The 18,535-nt window shown below is 68.2% G+C and carries 15 protein-coding genes and 1 pseudogene; 3 read left to right on the forward strand and 13 right to left on the reverse strand.

Going from position 1 to position 18,535, the window contains the following annotated elements:
- Positions 1-167 precede the first annotated feature (167 nt).
- The gene (locus R9B84_RS18225; RefSeq protein WP_423760766.1) at positions 168-1,250 is read left to right on the forward strand and encodes a porin; all 1,083 of its coding nucleotides are present in this window, start codon (positions 168-170) and stop codon (positions 1,248-1,250) included.
- 45 nt (positions 1,251-1,295) lie between these two features.
- Positions 1,296-2,765, forward strand: coding sequence for an MmgE/PrpD family protein (locus R9B84_RS18230; RefSeq protein WP_423760767.1), 1,470 nt, complete (start codon positions 1,296-1,298; stop codon positions 2,763-2,765).
- Between the two features lie 21 nt (positions 2,766-2,786).
- Here the strand turns inward: R9B84_RS18230 and R9B84_RS18235 are convergent, their stop codons facing one another.
- The 10 genes from R9B84_RS18235 to R9B84_RS18280 all read right to left on the reverse strand — a co-directional run bounded on the left by R9B84_RS18235 (position 2,787) and on the right by R9B84_RS18280 (position 14,786).
- Complete coding sequence (locus R9B84_RS18235) at positions 2,787-3,716, reverse strand: LysR family transcriptional regulator (RefSeq protein WP_423760768.1); 930 nt, start codon at positions 3,714-3,716, stop codon at positions 2,787-2,789.
- A gap of 294 nt (positions 3,717-4,010) precedes the next feature.
- A complete protein-coding gene (locus tag R9B84_RS18240; RefSeq protein ID WP_423760769.1) occupies positions 4,011-5,030 on the reverse strand; it encodes a cyclase family protein in 1,020 nt (339 codons plus the stop codon).
- On the reverse strand, positions 5,027-6,520 hold the full coding sequence (locus R9B84_RS18245; protein WP_423760770.1) for an MmgE/PrpD family protein: 1,494 nt from the start codon (positions 6,518-6,520) through the stop codon (positions 5,027-5,029). The genes R9B84_RS18240 and R9B84_RS18245 overlap by 4 nt, the downstream gene beginning before the upstream one ends.
- On the reverse strand, positions 6,517-7,395 hold the full coding sequence (locus R9B84_RS18250) for an HpcH/HpaI aldolase/citrate lyase family protein (protein ID WP_423760771.1): 879 nt from the start codon (positions 7,393-7,395) through the stop codon (positions 6,517-6,519). The genes R9B84_RS18245 and R9B84_RS18250 overlap by 4 nt, the downstream gene beginning before the upstream one ends.
- The gene (locus R9B84_RS18255) at positions 7,392-8,630 is read right to left on the reverse strand and encodes a CaiB/BaiF CoA transferase family protein (protein WP_423760772.1); all 1,239 of its coding nucleotides are present in this window, start codon (positions 8,628-8,630) and stop codon (positions 7,392-7,394) included. Before R9B84_RS18255 ends, R9B84_RS18250 begins: the two co-directional genes overlap by 4 nt.
- Before the next feature lie 102 nt (positions 8,631-8,732).
- Positions 8,733-9,896 (reverse strand): zinc-binding dehydrogenase, encoded by a 1,164-nt coding sequence (locus R9B84_RS18260; RefSeq protein WP_423760773.1) that lies wholly within the window; start codon positions 9,894-9,896, stop codon positions 8,733-8,735.
- A 57-nt stretch (positions 9,897-9,953) separates the two neighbouring features.
- The gene (locus R9B84_RS18265) at positions 9,954-10,541 is read right to left on the reverse strand and encodes a hydrolase (RefSeq protein ID WP_423760774.1); all 588 of its coding nucleotides are present in this window, start codon (positions 10,539-10,541) and stop codon (positions 9,954-9,956) included.
- Positions 10,542-10,550: 9 nt separating this feature from the next.
- Entirely contained in the window at positions 10,551-12,053 is a 1,503-nt protein-coding gene (locus tag R9B84_RS18270; RefSeq protein ID WP_423760775.1) for an MFS transporter, read from the reverse strand.
- Positions 12,054-12,641: 588 nt separating this feature from the next.
- The gene (locus R9B84_RS18275; RefSeq protein WP_423760776.1) at positions 12,642-13,691 is read right to left on the reverse strand and encodes a lipase secretion chaperone; all 1,050 of its coding nucleotides are present in this window, start codon (positions 13,689-13,691) and stop codon (positions 12,642-12,644) included.
- A gap of 3 nt (positions 13,692-13,694) precedes the next feature.
- The gene (locus tag R9B84_RS18280; protein WP_423760777.1) at positions 13,695-14,786 is read right to left on the reverse strand and encodes a triacylglycerol lipase; all 1,092 of its coding nucleotides are present in this window, start codon (positions 14,784-14,786) and stop codon (positions 13,695-13,697) included.
- A gap of 393 nt (positions 14,787-15,179) precedes the next feature.
- Here R9B84_RS18280 and R9B84_RS18285 point away from each other — a divergent pair.
- Positions 15,180-15,287, forward strand: a pseudogene (locus tag R9B84_RS18285) (transposase); the annotation flags it as partial.
- 114 nt (positions 15,288-15,401) lie between these two features.
- On the opposite strand, the gene hutC reads toward R9B84_RS18285, so the two are convergent.
- From hutC to R9B84_RS18300, 3 genes are all read right to left on the reverse strand, one after another.
- Positions 15,402-16,157 carry a histidine utilization repressor gene (gene hutC / locus R9B84_RS18290; protein WP_423760778.1) on the reverse strand — a complete coding sequence of 252 codons (756 nt, stop codon included), beginning with the start codon at positions 16,155-16,157 and terminating at the stop codon, positions 15,402-15,404.
- 70 nt (positions 16,158-16,227) lie between these two features.
- Positions 16,228-17,721 (reverse strand): HAL/PAL/TAL family ammonia-lyase, encoded by a 1,494-nt coding sequence (locus tag R9B84_RS18295; RefSeq protein ID WP_423760779.1) that lies wholly within the window; start codon positions 17,719-17,721, stop codon positions 16,228-16,230.
- A gap of 7 nt (positions 17,722-17,728) precedes the next feature.
- A complete protein-coding gene (locus R9B84_RS18300) occupies positions 17,729-18,520 on the reverse strand; it encodes an ABC transporter ATP-binding protein (RefSeq protein WP_423760780.1) in 792 nt (263 codons plus the stop codon).
- Positions 18,521-18,535: the final 15 nt, after the last annotated feature.

The raw sequence follows: 18,535 nt of genomic DNA on the forward strand, positions 1-18,535 counted from the left end.
GCTTCGACCCTGCGCATGCGCATGTCGCGCGATGCGCGCATGCGTCGCGCCGCGCCGCCGCCCGTTCGCCGACCGGCCCGGATAGCGTCGCCCCGCAGCACCGCCGCGCCGCTCGACCGGCGCGGCGCCGCAATCAAACAAATAACAAACCCACGAAGGAGACAACCATGGGCAAGCGAATGTCCGCACTGTGCGGACTGGGCCTCGTATCGGCCGGCGCCTGCGCGCAGAGCACGATCACGCTGTACGGCGTGGCCGACGTCTATACGGAATTCCTCACCCACCAGGCCGCGCCCGGCGACAAGTCGTCGGCATCGCTCGTGCGGATGGCGTCGGGCGGCAAAAGCGGCTCGCGCTGGGGGCTGAAGGGCGTCGAGGAACTCGGCGGCGGCTGGCAGGCCGCGTTCCGGCTCGAAAGCGGCATCAACCTGAACAACGGCACCGGCACCGGCGCGGGCGGCTTCGACCGCTCCGCGTGGGTCGGGCTGCAGCACGAGCGCTGGGGCGCGCTGCGGCTCGGCCACCAGTATTCGACGCTGTTCGACGTCATGGAGCGCTATTCGCCGACGGGCGCGTACTCGACGCTGTACGAGCCGGCCGGCGCGATCGTCGGCGTCAACTTCCGCGAGAACAACGTCGCCAAGTACCTGGCGAAGCTCGGCGCGCTGACGCTCGAAACGCACTATTCGTTCGGCGGCACGCCCGGCGCGTTCCAGTCGAACGCCGCCTACGGCGCCGGCTTCGACTATGCCGGCGGCGCATTCTCGTTCGCCGCCGCGTTCGACAACGTCAACACGCCGCAGCCGGGCGGCTTCGCGCATTTCCGCCGCTACGCCGCCGCCGCGATCGCGTCGGTCGACCGCTTGCAACTGCTGGCCGGCGTCACGCACGGACAGAGCGGTATCGCCGCGCCATCGGTCGTGACGAGCTACACGTTCTGGTGGGCCGGCGTGCGCTATGCGATCACCCCTTTCCTGCAGGCGATCGGCGCGTTCTATTACGAGGACATCCGCGCGCAGAATCCGCCAAATGCGCAGACACCCGCACCGCACCCGGCCAACCCGCAGCAGGTCACGCTGCAGTTGAACTACTTCCTGTCGAAAGCCGTCACGGTGTACCTGGCGGGCGGCTACGCGCGCCGCGCCGCGCTCGATTTCGACAACTACAACTACAACTTCCTCCACTACACGCTGGCCGGCGACCGCGCCAGCAGCGCGGGCGCGGCACTCGGCCTGCGCAAGCTGTTCTGAACTCGCCTCTCTCCCAGTTTCAGGAACCTTCGGAGTCTTCGAACCATGAACCGCCGCCACTTCCTTTCCACGCTGACCGGCGCGGCACTCGCGCTGCCGCTCGCCCACGCCCGTGCCGATGCGCTGCCGGCCGCCGGCGTCACCACCGGCCGCCCCGATCTCGCGCAACAACTCGCCGACTACGCGGCCGGCCTGCAGTATCGCGATCTCGATGCCGTGACGATCGAGACGATCAAGGCGCACCTGATCGACGCGCTCGGCTGCGCGATCGCCGCGCACGACGAACGCCCGGTGCGGATCGCGCGCGACGCGGCACTCGCGTCGCCGGGCGGCGTGTCGACGATCGTCGGCACGAACCAGCGCACGAGCCCCGACCTCGCCGCGTTCGCGACCGGCACCGCGCTGCGCTACTACGATTTCAACGACGCGTACGCCGGCAAGGAAACCGGCCATCCGAGCGACAACATGTCCGCGTGCCTCGCCGTCGCCGAAGCGCAGCATGCGAACGGCCGCGACCTGATCCTGTCGATCGCGATCGCGTACGAGATCGCGTGCCGGCTGATGGACGCCGCCGCGATCAGCCCGCGCGGCTGGGATCACACGTGCTACAGCCTGCCCGCCGTCGCGCTCGCCGCGGGCAAGCTGATGCGCATGCCCGCGCCGCAGCTGGTGCAGGCGGTGAACCTGTCGATCAACGGCCATCTCGCGCTGAACCAGACGCGCGTCCAGCAGTTGTCGAACTGGAAGGCGCTCGCCGATGCGGACGCGGCGCGCAACGCGGTGTTCTCGACGCAGCTCGCACGCGCCGGGCTGACCGGCCCCGCGCCGATCTTCGAAGGCATGGCGGGGTTCTTTCCGCAGGTGTCCGGCCCGTTCGCCGTCGACACGCGCGAATTCGGCGGGCGCGGCGGCGCGTTCCGGATCGGCAAGTGCTTCGTGAAGTTCTATCCCGCGCAAGGGCTTACGCAAACCGCGATTCCGGCCGCGCTCGACGTCGCCGCGCAGGTCGGCGACCTGCGCCGCATCCGGCGCATCGAGATCGACACGACTGCGGTCGGCTACGTGACGGCCGGCCGCGACCGCGAAAAATGGGCGCCATCGACTCACGAGACCGCCGATCACAGCCTGCCGTACATCGTCGCGCGCGCGATGCTCGACGGCGACATCACGACCGAGAGCTACCGGCACGACGCGCTGCGCGATCCGGCGCTGCGCGCGCTGATCGAGCGGATCACGGTGCGCGAGGACCCGGCGCTGACCGCCCGTTATCCGGCGCAGGCGCCGAATCGGGTGACGGCCGTGCTGGAAGACGGCACGACCTGCACGAAGCAGGTGGACGACCTGCCCGGCTCGCCGACGCGGCCGATGCGGCGCGACGACTACGACGCGAAGTTCACGAAGAACTGCCGGCGGCACTGGAACCCGACGCAGATCCGCGCGGCGCTCGATTACCTGTGGCGGCTCGACGCGCAGCCCGACGTGGCGACGCTGCCGCCGCTGCTCGTCGTCGGCTGACCCGCGAGAATGGCCAACGCCCTAAGCCTCCGCCGCGACACCGTGCTGCTCGAGCGCTTCCGCGACCTCGACGATGCGGCCGCGCAGCCACGCGTGCGCGTTGCTGCCGTCGTAGCGGCGGTGCCAGTACAGCGACCACGCGACGGGCTCCATCGCGAGCGGCAATTCGCGGATCACGAGCCGCGCATCGTCGAGGCTCAGTGCATGCCGTTCCGACATGATCACCGCGTACGGCAGCGCATCCAGCATGTTCGGCACGACGAGCCAGTGCGGCACGTTGAGCGCGATGCGCCGCGTGCAGTTCATGTTCGCGAGCAGGTTGTCGACCAGGCTGTGGTCGACCGGGTTGATGGTCACGTTGAGGAAGTCGAGCGCGAGGAACCGTTCGAGCGTCAGCGGCGTGCCCGCGTCCGGATGGCTGCAGCTCATCACGCAGACCATCCGGTCATGAAACACGATTTGCGACGACAGCGTGCCCGAATGTTCGAGGCCGGCGCTGATCGCCAGGTCGAGCAGCCCCGATTCGAGCGCGTCGGCGGTCTTGATGGCGCTCATGTGCACGACGTCCATGCCGATATTCGGGCTGGTCAATCGCATGCAGCGCAGCAGGGCCGGCAGCAACAGCAATTCGGTGAGATCCGACATGCGCACCGTAAAATGGCGCTCGGACGTAAAAGGATTGAATTGATAATCCGATTCAAATAATTCCTCGATTTGTTGCATGATCTGTCGAATCGGCATGGCCAGCGCCTGCGCGCGCGGCGTCAATTCCATACCGACCGCGGTGCGCGCCAGGATCTCGTCCTTGAACACGAACCGCAGCCGCGCCAGCGCGTTGCTGACGGCCGGCTGCGTGAGGCCGACCTTCTGGCCGGCCCGCGTGACCTGCTTCTCCGTCAGCAGCGCATCGAGTATGACCAGCAGGTTCAGATCGATCGAACGTAGATTCATGTTTGCGACCATCCACTAAACAGGTTAATCACCGCCCCCGATTACGACTTCGATATTCCGCAATCGGGGCAATCCCCTGATATTTAGTGCAATGCACAAGAATAGTCCAATCTTGACGCGCCGATATTTTTAAGATAACGGACGATATTATTTATGCTTCTAAATTAAATCGCCCGTTTTGCGTCGATCCTTCTGAATACCTTGCCAATCGGCAATTGAATTCACGCGTTGCGCAAGCCGATCGCGTTGCAAAAAAAGTGCGGGCGGCCGCCGCCACAGCCGCCGCCCGCAGGCTCAAACGGTTGCGACAGGATTCGCCGGTGCGCCGACCAGGCCGCGGATATGCAATGGCGGCGCGGTCAGCAGAAACCGGTTCCGGCGGTGCGCATGCAGCCAGTTCGCGAGCGGCGTCAGGTGCCACAGCTCGCCGAGGTGAATGCCGAGCTTGAACAGGCACAGCTCGTGCAACGGCATCAGTGCGCCCGGTTGCGCGAGCGGCTGCGCATGCTGCGGGCGTTCCTCGATCGCATGGTTGTCGGCCACGAGCGCGGCCAGCCCCGACTCGTCGATCCATTGCAGCAGCCGTGCATCGCTGCTGTCGAGCACGCACGCGCTCGCGACCGTCGCCGGCGATCCGCCGTCGTCGTTCAGCAGCAGATCCGCGAAGCCGGTGTGAATGCAGACGATGTCGCCGCGCTCGACCTGCACGCGGTCCGCCTCCATCACCTGCATCAGTTGCGCGAAGCCGACCTTCGTGCGCGCGTCGCCGAAATGACGCCGCAGGTCGATCAGCACGCCACGCCCCTGCACGCCCGTCTGCGCCATCACCTCGATGCCGAGCGCACGCGCGCCGCCCGTCGCGTCGCCCTCCTGCGGCACCCGCAGATGCTCGCCCATCCGGAAGCCGTTGTAGAACACGATTTCAGGCACGCCGTCGTCATCCGCGTCGAACACGCCGCCCACGTGCGACAGGCCGTCCCATTGCGTCGAGAACTGCGAGTGCATGCAGAACGAGTCGTCGCAGACCACGTCGGTTGCGTTTGCAACCTGTTCGTCCGCGCGGTAGCCGAAGTACGGCTTGTCGCCGAGCAGCGCCGGCATGATCGCCGGCGGCCGGCGCCGTGCGTTCAGCCCGCCGCCGCGCGGCACGTCGAGCGGCAGGCTCAGCGAGAACGACAGCCCTTCCCGGATCTCGGCTGCGCCCTGCCGCACCTTGTCCGGCGTCAGCCAGTTCAGCCGCCCCTTCTGATCGTCGGGACCGAAATCGCCCCAGTTCGAGCCGGGCGGCCGCTTTTTCCAGCGGGGTGCATTCAAGATCGGTGTCCTCCATCAGTGCCCGACGTCAGCGCCGCAAGCGCGTCGAGCGTCGCATCGTCGGCGAGCGCCTGCACCGCGTCGCGCAGCGCGAGCGCGCGCGCCATGCCCAGCGCCGAACTCGCCGCCAGCACGAATTTCGCGGTGAGTTCCTGTTCGGTCAGCGGCCGCGAATTCGTGCCCTTGCTCGACTCGATCCGCGCCTCGCGCACCTGCCCGTCGCGCAGCTCGACGCGCAGCACGGCCGGCAGGAAATTCGGGAAACGCGCGTCGCACCACGGATCGGCCACGCAGCGCACCTTCGCGGCCAGCGCACGCCGTGCGGGGTCCTGCGCAAGCGCATCGTCGAAATCGTCGAACCAGACGCCGAGCCCGCCGCCGCCGAGCAGCGCCGCCGCGACCGTGTACGGCCCCGAGAACGCCGCCGCATAACCGGTCGGCGGATTCGCCTTCAGTTCCGCCGGCTCGCCGATCGTGCGCAGCGTCGACGTCGCGACCCGCAGCTCGGCCGACACCACGTCGTCCGCCGTCACGCCTTGCGCCTTCAGTTGCAGCGCCGCGTCGATGCCCGGATGCGTGAAGTGGTTGCACGGATACGGCTTGAAGATGATCCGGCTCGTCTCCCATTCGTCGCCCAGGCCGCGCAGCACCGCGTCGACGTCGGCGAGGTCGCCGCACCACGCGTGGAAGAAGCCGAAGCGGCCTTCGAGCGCGGTAGGCGGCGCGGTCACGCCGGCGCCCGCCAGTTCCGCCGCGCTCACGCCCGCATGCGCCGCCCAGCCGCAGTGGATTCGCTTCACCGAGCCGCCGGTGCGGTTCGCTTCGAGCAGGCCCGCACCCATGCTCGCGGCAATGCCGAGCGCCGCCGCGATCTGCGCGGCGTCGAGCCCGAGCAGCATCGCCGCGGCCGCCGCCGCGCCGACCGTGCCGCAGATCGACGTCGCGTGCTGGCCGCGCTCGAAGAACACCGAATTGCCGAGCCGCTCGTTGTAAGCGGCAACACCGAGCCGGATGCACACCTCGGTGCCGACCGTGATCGCATCGAGCAGCGCCGCGCCCGACGCGCCGCTCGCCTGCGCGGCGGCGAGCGCGGCCGGAATCACGGACGCGCTCGGATGCAGCACCGAGCGCATGTGCGAATCGTCGAAATCCATCGCATGCGCGAGCGTGCCGTTGACGAGCGCGGCGCTCGCGGCCGGCAGCCGGTCGGGCGCGCCGATCACGCTCGCCGGGCCGGTGCCGCCCCAGCGCCGCGCGACCTGCAGCACCGACTGCGCGACCGGTTCGTCGTGCGCGATCAGGCTGTTGCCGACCACGTCGAGCACGCGCGCGGCGGCCTCGACGCGCAGCCTGCGATCCAGCCCTTCGGCGCGCACCTCCGCCGCGAAGCGACCGAGCGCGCCGACGATGCCGTCGGGCGGCGCGGGCCGGTTCGGTGCGATCGTATCAGCGGCCGCCGCCGGCGCGGAAAGCGTCTCGGGTGTGCTCATGCCAGTGCTCCACTGAGTCGAAGATTGTTCGCGAGCGCGAGCGCGAGCGTCACGCGCGCGTTGGCGATCAGCGGCGGCGCGACCACGCGGCCGTCCGGCAGCACGAACACCGACGACGCCGAGGCCTTGCCCGCCGCCGCATCGACCGCCTCGAGCACGCGCTCGGCCGCGCGGATCTCGTCGTCCGACGGCGTGAACACCTCGTTGATCACCGGAAGCTGCGACGGATGGATCGCGAAGCGGCCGAGGAACCCCATCGATTTCGCGCGCAGCGTCGATTCCCTCAGCCCGTCGAGATCGGGCAGCGTGTGATAGACGGTCTGGATCGGGCCGCTCAATCCCGCCGCGCGCGACACGACCACGCAGCGCGCGCGGCACACCTCGAGCGTGAAGTTGTCGACGCCGATCTGCAGGTCCGCGCGCAGGTCGCTCTCGCCGAGCCCGATCCGTTCGAGCCGCGGCGACGCGGTCGCGAGCTGGTAAGCCGTCTCGACGCCGTACGCCGACTCGATCAGGATCTGGATGCCCGCCTCGCAGCCGAGCGCGTCGAGCCAGCCCGCGACCTCCTGGATATGCTGCGGCAGGTCGCATTTCGGCAGGCGCAGCGCCTGCAGCGCCGGCTGCGCGATCGCGTCGACGTCGTCGCGGCACCACGGGCTGCCGATCGGGTTGATCCGCACGTAGGTCGGCTTCGGTGGGCCTTCCGCGAGAATCGCGGCGGCCGCCTGGCGTGCCTCGGCCTTGTGGCTGGCCGGCACGGCATCCTCGAGGTCGAGCACGATGGCATCGGCTTCGCTGGCATACGCCTTTTCCACCACCTGCGCCTTGTGCGCGGGCACGTAAAGGTAACTGCGGTAAGTTGCGCTGGTTTTCATAGAATCCCTCGTTCGGTCAGATCGGCGATCTCGCGCCGCTCCAGTCCCAATGCGCCGAATACTTCGTCGTTGTGCGTGCCGCGCGCAGGCCCGCCCCAGCGGATCGCGCCGGGCGTGTCGGACAGCCGGAACGGCACGTTGTGCGTGCGGAACGCGCCGAGCTCCGCGTCGGGCACCGACACGACCGAGCCGAGCGCCGCGTACTGCGGATCGCGCAGCACGTCGGCGACGTCGTAGATCGGCGCGACCGCCGCCTGCGCGCGCTCGAATTCGGCGATCACGTCGTCGCGCGTGCGCTGCCCGATCCAGCCGCCGACCGCCGCATCCAGTTCGTCCGCATGCTTTGCGCGCTCGGCGCCGTTCGCGAACCACGGTTCGTCGATCAGGTCCGCGCGGCCGACGAGGCGCATCACGCGCTCGGCGATGCTGTGCGCCGACGTCGACAGCGCGACCCATTTGCCGTCCGACGTGCGGTAGACGCCGCGCGGCGAATTGTTCGGCGAACGATTGCCGGTGCGCTCGGGCACCCGGCCCGTCTGGTCGTAGCTCGCGACCTGCGCGCCCATCGCGGCGAGCATCGTCTCGATGATCGCGAGATCGACGACCTGGCCGCGCCCGGTGTGCTCGCGCGCCTTCAGCGCGGTCATGATCGCGAACGCGGCGGTCAGCCCCGCGACCGTGTCGGCGAGCGGAAACGATGGCAGCAGCGGCGGCCCGTCCGCCTCGCCGGTGATCGACGCGAGCCCGCTCATCGCCTCGGCCAGCGTGCCGAAGCCGGGGCGGCTCGCATACGGGCCGAACTGGCCGAAGCCCGTCACCCGCACGAGCACGAGCCGCGGGTTGATCGCGGACAGCACGTCGTAGCCGAGCCCCCAGCGTTCGAGCGTGCCGGGCCGGAAATTCTCGACGACCACGTCCGCCTGTGCCGCCAGTTCGCGGAAGATCCGCTGGCCGTCGGCCGTGCCGAGATTCAGCGTGACCGCCCGCTTGTTGCGCGCGAGCACCTTCCACCACAACGGCACGTCGTCGCGGCGCGCGCCGTACTTGCGCGCCGGATCGCCGTCCGGATGCTCGACCTTGATCACGTCGGCGCCGTAGTCCGCGAGCATCGTCGCCGCGAGCGGGCCCGCGAACAACGTCGCGGCGTCGATCACGCGAATGCCGCCGAGCGGCGCCGGTTTGGAGGCGTCCGACGCCGCGCCGGCGTCGACGTCCCCGATTTCCACAGTGGCCATGCCGTTCTCCAGTCAAATGGATTGCACGGCGCGCCGCGCATCGACATCATCTGCATGACTAATCAACATGCAAAGATGCGGGCGCGGCGCGCGACCTGCCGCTCAGACGGCGTTGATCCGGTAGATCGGGAAATACGTCTGGATCTTCCCGTTCAGGTAGTCGGACGCGAGCTTCGGCACCTCGTCGAAATCGAAGATCTCGGTCGGCTCCTGGCCGATCCAGCCGCTCGCTTCCTGGAAGTCGCGGATCGCGATGCTGTCGTCGTAGCGCCACGCATGCGTGTGGATGTGCAGGCGGCGGTTGATGCATTCCGTCGCACGCATGTTCCACAAGCGCATCCCGGTCTTCCAGCCGACCGTCGCGACGATACCCGTGCGGCCGACCACGCGCATCGTCGCGCGATACAGCGCACCGCCGAGGTTGTCGAGGAAGATCGCGACGCCGCGGCCGCCGCTCAGTTCCGCGATCGTCTCCGCGAACACGCGCTCCGACTCGCGATAGCTCGCCTGGTACTCGGGATCGGTCTTGTAGCGCTCGTCGTCATACGCGAGATTCGGAAACTTGCGGCGATCGACCGGCGTGATGCCGAGCTTCGCGAGCTCCTCGAGGCGCCGGTCGTTGCTCGCCGTCATCGCGACGCGAAAACCCTCGCGCTTCGCGAGCTGCAGCTCCGCGAGCGTCGTGCCGCCGCCCCAGCCGAACACCAGGTAGTCGGCCGGATCGACGTCCGGCAACTGCGAGCGCCAGCACGCGGACGCCACCTTCCAGTTGTCCCACGCGGTGAAGTAGCGGCCGTACGTCGCCCATTGCAGCAGCGAATGCCGGCTGTCCGTCGGCACCGCCACGAGGTTGTCGGCGCGCATCTTGGTCCGCTGCGCCATCACGCCGATCGTGCCCGGCGCGTCGTACGCGTAGACGAGCTCGGCGAACCCGTATTCGTCGCGCTTGCCGAACGGCATCACCATGCAGATCTCGCCTTCCTTCAGCGTCTTCACGCCGCTGCCGCGCTCGACGATGCGCACCAGCGCACCGTTGCCGAGCACGATCTTGTCCTCGCGGCGCTGCCGGCAGATGTCGACCGGATTGCGCGACAGCGCGTGGTCGAGGTTCGCTTCCCACGATCCGTACAGCGGCTCGACCAGCACCTCGTCGGCTTCCAGATCGGAGAATTCGAAGGTTTCGCGACGCAGCTCGCCCGCCACGGGCGCCTGCTTCCTGCTCGGTTCCGGTCCTGCGTAAAGAACCCATGCATCGGTCTTGATCATCGTCATGCCTCGGTAAATGACTCGGTATGAATGTGCACGCCGAACGCGCCGCTTCGTTCAGCGCGAATACGCCTGCTCCAGTGCCGCCTCCACGTCGGACGTCACGGCGACCTGCCCGAGCTTCGGGAAGATCTGCGTCAGCGCGAAGGTCTGCGCGTCGGTGGACGACGTGCTGACCGCGTCGCTGACGACGACGACGTTGTAGTTGTTCTCGTATGCCTGGCGCGCCGTCGATTCGACGCCGATGTTGGTCGCGATCCCGGTCAGCACGATGTCCGTGATGCCGCGCCGGCGCAGCTGCACGTCAAGGTCGGTGCCGGTGAACGCGCCCCACTGGTGCTTCGTCACGACGATGTCGGACGGCCCCACGCCGAGCGCCGGCGCGAACGCGCTCCATTCGGGATCGAGATTCGGCGGCGCCGACGGCGCATCCGTCCTGACCTTCAGCGCCACGCCGCCGTCCGGCTGGTAGCTCGTGTGCACGTAGATGACGGGAAGCTGCAGCGCGCGGAACGCGGTCGCGAGCTCGACCGTCTTCGCCACGACCTGCGCGCCGGTGTAGGGCACGACCGGCAGCGACACGATGCCGTTCTGCAGATCGATGGCGACCAGCGCGACCGTGCGATTGAGCGTCGGAATGGACATGTAAAAACCTCACTTCTGTTGGGAGATGGAAGAAGCGGCGGCATTCAGGTGCCGGCTCGATGCCGCGTTGAGCAGCAGCAGCACGCTGATGACCGCCAGGACGATGGCCAGCTCGCGCAGGCCGCGATCGCTCGCCGGATGGCCGAGCGCCAGCCCGACGAGCGCAAACGACAGGCTGCCGCCGACATACTGCGCGGTGCGGTACAGCCCCGAGGCCGTGCCGATCCGGTCGTGCGGCGCGCTCTGGTAGAGCGCCGCCTGGTTGCCGAGATTGTTGAAGCCGTTCGGCACGCCGAACACGACCGACAGCAGCGCGATCGACCAGACCGGCATCGCGCTGGTGAGGAGACTCATCACGACGCTGCCGACGCACAGCATCGCGGAGCCGATGATCAGCACCGGCCGCGAGCCGTGACGGTGCGCGAGGCGGGTCGCGAACATCGTCGCCACCGTGCCGACCCCGGCGACCGGCAGCATCACGAGGCCGGCATCGGCGGCGGACAGGTGCTTGGCTTCCTGCAGCCACATCGGCAGCGCATAGAAGATCGCGTAGAACACCGCGTAGGTGCCGACGCAGCGCAGGTACGTGCTCGTGAGCGCACGGTTGTCGCTCAGCATGCGGATGTCGATCAGCGGTGTCGCGGCCCGCCGCTCGCGCCGGACCAGCAGCGGGCACAGCACCAGCGTCGCGACCAGCAGCAGCCAGTCGGGCTCGCGCGACACCGATTGCAGGAACAGCAGCAGGCTCGCGAGCGTCAGGATGAACAGCGCGACGCCCGGCAGGTCCAGCTCCTTCAGCGTGCCCCGCAGCGTGCGGCGTTCCTGCGCGCCGCGCTGGACGACGTCGGCCGGAATCCACAGCCACGCCAGCACGAAGGCCAGCAGCACGATCGGCACGTTGATCCAGAAGATCGCCCGCCAGCCGGCGAACTGCACGAGCGCGCCGCCGAGCGGCGGCCCGAACGCGACGGCCACCTGCGCCGCGACCGAGATCGCGCCGAGGCCGCCCGTCGGCGTCGCGCCGTTCGCGTGCCGCTGCGACCACGTGCGGATCATCGCCATGCCGGCCGGATACGCGGCGGACGTGCCGATGCCGAGTGCGACGCGCGACGCGATCAGCCACCCGAGCGACGGCGCGAACGGCGCGAGCGCGGACGCGATCAATACGATCGCGAGGCCGATGCAGAAGATCCGCTTCGCGCCGAACCGGTCGGCGAGCCGCCCCATCGTCGGCTGGCCGACGGCCGTCGCGAGATAGAGGCCCGACACGAGCCACATCGTGTCGATGCGTTCATGCGCCGCACCTTGCGGGTTGAACGCTTGCTGGATGCTGACGAGCGCGACCGCGATCATCGACGAGTTCAGCGCGTTGAGCAGCGTGCCGAGCACGATCGGGCCCACCAGCGTGGTCGGCAGGCGCAGGCCCGCCGCGCGCGCATTGCCGCCGCGTTCCGGCGTGCCGCCGGAGGACGAGGGTGGCGCTTCCGCAGGTCGATCGGGAGTCGTTTTCATGGCATCGTCACGTGGTGGATTCACATCGCTCGATCAAATTCGAACGTGCGTTCACCTTACCGTTACGACTGCCGTGAATGAAATGGATTGTTGCGATGCACACATTCGTCGCTTGAATGCAGATCGCGAGCCGCATGCGCGAGAGCAGCCCCCGGCAAGCCGGGAATGATGTCGCCAAACAAGCCGCGTCCCTTGCCGGACGGGCCTATCCCGGAAGCGAGACGGATCTTGCAGCGTGCGTGCGGAATGATTGGCCCGGTGTGCTTCCACCGGCTGACGACTGTTTTATGCGGCGATGCAGCGGGGATTCAGAGTCACGGCTCTAGACCGGCATGACACCGGCAGGTGCGTGGCAATCGAGGTCGGTGCCAGCCTGCGCTCGCAGGATGGGACCTGACGCGTGTGCGACCGATGCGGCGGTATGGCCGATTGCCGTCACGATCACCCACATACGCGTCCGGAACCGTGCTGCAACGAGGCTCGTATTGACTGCGCTGAGCACCGATCAATCACGCCCTGTTGACCGTTATCGACAACGCGTCGCGGACATCGCTCGATGCACGACGATCCGCTCGATCGCGCCCCGCACTATTGCGTGCGCGGCGACGCGCTGCGATCGAGCGACGCCGCCCGCAGCGCCTCCCCCGGCTCCGTGAAGTAGCGCTGCCGCAACTGCACGATCTGCGCATCGCGATCCTGTGCCGACAGGTTCTGCGCATCGATCTGCGCGCGCTGTGCCGCATATTCGTTGTACTTCGCATGCCACGCGTTGTCCGCCTGCTGCATCTTCACGACTCGCTCGGCAGCCTCCGGCCCGAGCGTTTGCGTGAGCTGCGCGCGAATTTCATCGGGCGTCGCGTTCGATTGCTGCACTTTGTCGATTTGCGCGATCGCGTTGTCCTGCTCTTTTTGGTGCGCCAGCCCGGCGCGCTGACCGGCCGGCAGTTGCTGCTCGAGCGCGGCAAGACCTGCCGCCTTCTGGTCTTCGGTCAGCGACGGATCGCGGACGATCTTCAATCGCGCGAGATCGTAGCGCTGCAGCTTCTGCTCGGCGCCGAAGAACGGCTCGCTCCAGTCGCCAAGCGTGCGGCTCGCGATCGTCGCGCGCTGGTCGAGCACGAGTTGCAGTGCCGGGAGGTCGAGCGTGTTGTCCACCGCGCCACCGCCGGGCAGCTTCGCAAGTTCGGCGAAATACGCGCGGTAGCGCTGCCAGACGTCGAGCGCCTCGCGTTGCGTATCCGTACCGTCGAGCTGCACGGCAATCGCGCGCGCGACGAGTGCATCGAGTTCCACCGGGCGCAACTGGTTTTGCGCGCTCAGGAAATAGTCGAAGAAGCCACGCACGGCCACGACCTGTGCGAGATGGCCGTGCGCATCGAGCGGCAGGCGCGGCGCAGTCGAGCCGGCGAGTGCCGGCGGCAGCCCGCTTGCGGCGAAACCGGGCACGGTGCTCGCCGCCGTGCCGCCCGCCGACACGGACGACACGGACGACACGGCCCCGGCAGGCGCGACGCCGGACAGGCCGGCGTCGCGCGTCTTCGGCGCGTCGATCCCATACCAGGCTGCGCCAGCCGCAACGACGCCCGCTACCCCGTAAAGCGCGACGCGAAGCGCGATGCCGCTCTTGCTGCCTGCCATCGATTACACCCCTTGCGTTTTCAGCCGGTTCGCGTGCGTGCGGATCGCCGCAACCGGATCCTCCACATTCGCGCCGAGCACGCCGAGGATCTGGTTGATCGCATCGGTGTGATTCCAGTGATACGTGCCAAGCACCTGGCCAAACTGCGCGCTGCATTGCGACACGACGCCGTCGTTCGGACCGGAGCCGCGATTGATCATCACCGTACCGCTGCCGAGCAGCGCCAGCGTTGCCGGATTGAGCACGTTCGCCGGATCGGCGGGCCCGCTCACGCTCGTATCGACGGCCCCTGTCACGCCGGCCACCGTCGTCGTCGGCTGGATCGCCGTGCCGCCCCACGAATAAAGCAGGTGCGTATTGCCGTTGACCGTCTCGGTCGACGCGCCCGTCTGGCACGAGCCCGGCGCACCGAGACCTGCGCTCGGGAATTTCTGGTTGTATGCGGCGGCCTTCGCTGTCGTCAGCACCGACAACGCCTGAATCGCATTCTGGTTCGTATTGAAGTTGCTGCTCGTCAAGGTGCCGAGCGCATTCGCGAACGCGCTGAGCACGGTCGACGACAGGCCGGTCGGATCCTTCTGCAACAGTTGCTGGACGAAGTCCGCGAATTGCGAACCCCAGTGCGGCGTGCTGATCGTCGTCACCGATGCGACCAGCTCCGGCGCAACGGATGCAACGTAACGCGACGACAGGCCGCCCTGGCTATGGCCGATCAGATTCACTTTCTGCGCGCCGGTCGCCGCAAGCACCTGCTTCACGTAGGCAAGCAATTGCTCGCCGCGCCCGTTCGGGCCATCGTCGCTCTGAAAGCCGGACAGATTGGCAACGTAGACCGTCGCACCGTGCGCCTGCAGATCCTCCGGAATGTGATACCAGTACTCGACGAGGCCGCCATACTTGTCGGTGCCGGTCAGCCCGTGCACCAGAATGATCGGGTACTTGGTCGCCGCATAATCGTCGACGGCGGTCGTCGCGGCGGAAGCGGCGGGTGCGCCGGCCAGCGACAGAAAGGTTCCAACACTCGCGGCGGGAGCCGCGTTCATTGCGAATGCGACCACGGCCGCCGCTGTCTTCGCTCGTATCGATCTGCTCATCTTGCTCTCCATTTTTTACGTGCATGTCAGTTGCTTGAGGATGAGGACGCGAGAATCGCTGATGCAGCGACGCTTCCGGCACTGAAGCGTCGCCCGAGCGCGGTGTCGGCCATACCGGCCTCGACGGCTTGGCGCGACGCATACCGATGCCCGGAAACGAATAAAAACGAACACAAACGAACGGTTTCGCACCAGCAGGCGAAGTGAAGCACGTTCAACCAGACTGCGCGGACGGTTAGACAGGGCCCTCCAGTCAGTTGACAACGGGTGCGTAGACCGCTAAAGCCATTGCCCTTCGTCGATGTCATGCGATCCCGGGCGTTACGGCTTTGCGCCGGAGCGCGCCAAGAGGATCAATCGCGCTCGGGTGACTTGCCCTGGAATTTTCGGAAGTGGCGGCGGGATGTCGGCGGCCTGGCGGCAGCCGACGTCGAGCGGCTCAAGCAACGCGAGCAGGAGAACGCGCGGCTGAAGAAGATGCTGGCGGAGCGTGCCCTGAAGCGGGCCACGCACAACGGTAGGGAGATGGCGCGCGATGAGCCGGCAAGCGCTGGCAGAACGGCGCCGGTGCGGACGAAAGCTTCAACGGCAAGTTCGGGGATGAATCAAGGCCCCCTACACCCTCCCCGCCAGATGAAACCGCGACGCCGGATGCCACAACCGCACCGATGTCGCGACCTGCTCGCCGACCCACGTGCGGCGCCTGAGCAACAGGCACGGCTCGCCGATTTCCATCACGAGGTGCCGGCGCACCTGCGCGTCGGGCTTCTGCGCGTAGATCCGGAACTCCGCGCGCTGGATCGGCGCAAGCCGCACCATGTAGTGATTCGGCGTCTCGACCGTGAAGTCCTGTTCCAGATACGCGGGAAACAGCGCCGGGTTGACGTAACGATCCTCGAACTGGATCGGTTCCTCTTCCTCGTAATGCACGATGCGCGAATGGAACACGGGCCCCGAACGCAGCCCGAGCGCTTCGATCGCCTCCTGATCGTCGCTGCTTTCGATCAGCAATACGCGCGCGCTGTGCCGATGGCCGCGCTCCGCGATCTCGTCCGCGATGTTGCGGATTTCCAGCACCGTCGATTCGTAATGCCGCCGTTCGACGAACGTGCCGGCGCCCTGGATCCGGGTCAGCACACGCTCGGCGGTCAGCTCGCGCAGCGCGCGCGACACCGTCATCCGCGCGACGCCGAACTCCTTGACCAGTTCGGCCTCGGTCGGAATCGCGCCGCCGGGCTTCCAGTCGCCCTTCGCGATCCGCTCGACGACGTAGCGCTTGATCTGCTGGTAGGCCGGCAACGCGCGCGCCGGCACGTCGCCACCCGGTGCGACCGCCAGCCGGCCGGCAAGTTGTCGTTCCGCTTCGTTCATGCGCCCTCGATCGAATGAATGATGGATCGTCCGCTGGCCGCCACGTCGCCCGGCGGCCGGTCTCACGCCGTTACATCACGGGCGGCGGCACACCCGCGACGATGCCGGCGGCGATCGCGATGTCGTCCGCGAGCGGCCGGTCGTCCTGGTACGCCGGCACGCGTTCGCGCACATGCCGCCACAGCGCGTCGGTGGGTGCGGCCCGCGACGCGCCGTCTGCCTGCAGATCGTAGGCCTGCGCGGCGGCCAGCAGCTCGATCGCCAGCACGCGCGTCGTGTTCTCGATGATGTCGAGCGCCTTCAGCGCCGCCGGCGTCGCATGGCACAGATGATCTTCCTGCAGGCCCGACGTGATGCCGCCGTCGAGGCTCGCCGGCGCCGCGAGCCGCTGGTTCTGCGCGACGAGCGCGACCGCCGTGTACTGCGCGATCATGAAGCCCGAACAGGTCCCGCCCGGCGTCGCGAGGAACGCCGGCAGCCCGCTCACGAGCGGATTGACGAGCCGGTCGAGACGCCGCTCGGCGATTGCCGCGACCTGCGCCATCGCCGCCGCGAGACTGTCCATCGCAAGCGCGATGCCCGCGCCGACCGCATGCGCTTGCGAATGGACGGCCGGCGCGTCGCGCGTGCCGGCCACGATCGGATTGTCGGTCACCGACGCCAGTTCGCGATCGACCACCTCCGCCGTCACGTCGAACACGTCGCGCGCCGCGCCGTGCACGTGCGGAATCGTGCGCAGGCTGAGCGGATCCTGCGTATGCCGGCCGCTTGCCGCCGCGAGCATGCCGCTGTCGGCGAGCAGCGCGCGCAGCCGTGCGCCGACGTGCCCGATGCCGGGCGAAATCCGCAACGCGAGCGACGCCGGATCGAAGGCGGCGAGCTGCCCGCCGAGGTTCTCGAAGCTCATCGCCGCCACCCAGTCGGCCCAGTCGAGCAGCCGCTCCGCGCGGGCGAGCGCGAGCGCGGCCAGCCCCGTCACGCACGGCGTGCCGTTGACCAGGCTCAGCCCTTCCTTCGCGCCGAGCACGAGCGGCGCGCGGCCGATGCGGCGCAATGCCTCGTCGCCGCGAATCCGCTCGCCGCGGTGGCGTGCATGGCCATGGCCGATGCAGACGAGCGCGACGTGCGCCATATGAGTCAGGTAACCGACCGAGCCGTGCGCCGGCACCTCCGGCAGGCAATCGTGTTCCAGCAACGCGACGAGCTGGTCGACGACGTCGGCGCGCACGCCCGAATGCCCGTGCGCGTAGTTGTTGATCGCCGCCGCGACGATCGCGCGCGTTTCCGCCGCGCCGAGCGGTGCGCCGACGCCGACCGCGTGGCTCATCAGGATGTTGCGCGACAGCGCACTCTGCTGCGCCGGCGACACGATCACGTTGCACAGCGCGCCGACGCCCGTATTGACGCCATACGCGCGGATGCCGCGCGCGACGATTTCGTCGACGAGCTCGCGCGCCGCGACGACGCGTACGCGCGCCTCGTCGGTCAACGCGAGCGGCTCGCCGGCGGCCACTGCCGAAACCTGCCGCCAGTCGAGCGGCTTTGCCGAACGGAATACGGTCATGGCGGCCTCAGTTCGTGGTGCGGTCGTGGTGGCTCGATACGAACTGCCGGAAGCGCTCCGAGCACTGGCCGCCGAACAGATCGCCGGGCGCACCGTCCGAATCGACCTCGCCCTGATGCAGGAACATCACGCGGTTCGACACGTGCCGCGCAAACCCCATCTCGTGCGTGACGACCAGCATCGTGCGCCCTTCCTCCGCGAGCGAGCGCATCACGCGCAGCACCTCGCCGACCAGTTCCGGATCGAGCGCCGACGTCGGTTCGTCGAACAGCATCACCTTCGGATGCATCGCGAGCGCACGGGCGATCGCGACGCGCTGCTGCTGGCCGCCCGACAGGTGTGCCGGATAGTAGCCGCGCTTGTCCGCGAGGCCGACGCGCGCGAGCAGCGCCTCGGCTTCCTCGACCGCTTCCGCGCGGCTGCGCTTCTGCACGCGCAGCGGGCCTTCGACGAGGTTGTCGAGCACCGTCATGTGCGACCACAGGTTGAAGTTCTGGAACACCATCCCGAGTTGCGAACGGATCCGGTCGACCTGGCTCCGGTCGCCCGGATGCAGCTTGCCGTCGCGCGTGCGCTTCATCTTCAGTTCCTCGCCGGCGAGCGCGACGGTGCCGTCGTCGGGTGTTTCGAGCAGGTTCAGGCAGCGCAGGAGCGTGCTCTTGCCCGAGCCGCTCGCGCCGAGGATCGAGATGACGTCACCCTCGTGCGCATCGAGCGAAATGCCCTTCAGCACATGGTGATCGCCGAACGACTTGTGGATGTTCCTGACCGACAGGGCAACGGGAGCAGCGGTGTTCATCGGATTCTCCGGGAA

The sequence above is a fragment of the Burkholderia sp. NLJ2 genome, from assembly GCF_049487195.1.
GTDB classification, from domain to species: Bacteria; Pseudomonadota; Gammaproteobacteria; order Burkholderiales; family Burkholderiaceae; genus Burkholderia; species Burkholderia pyrrocinia.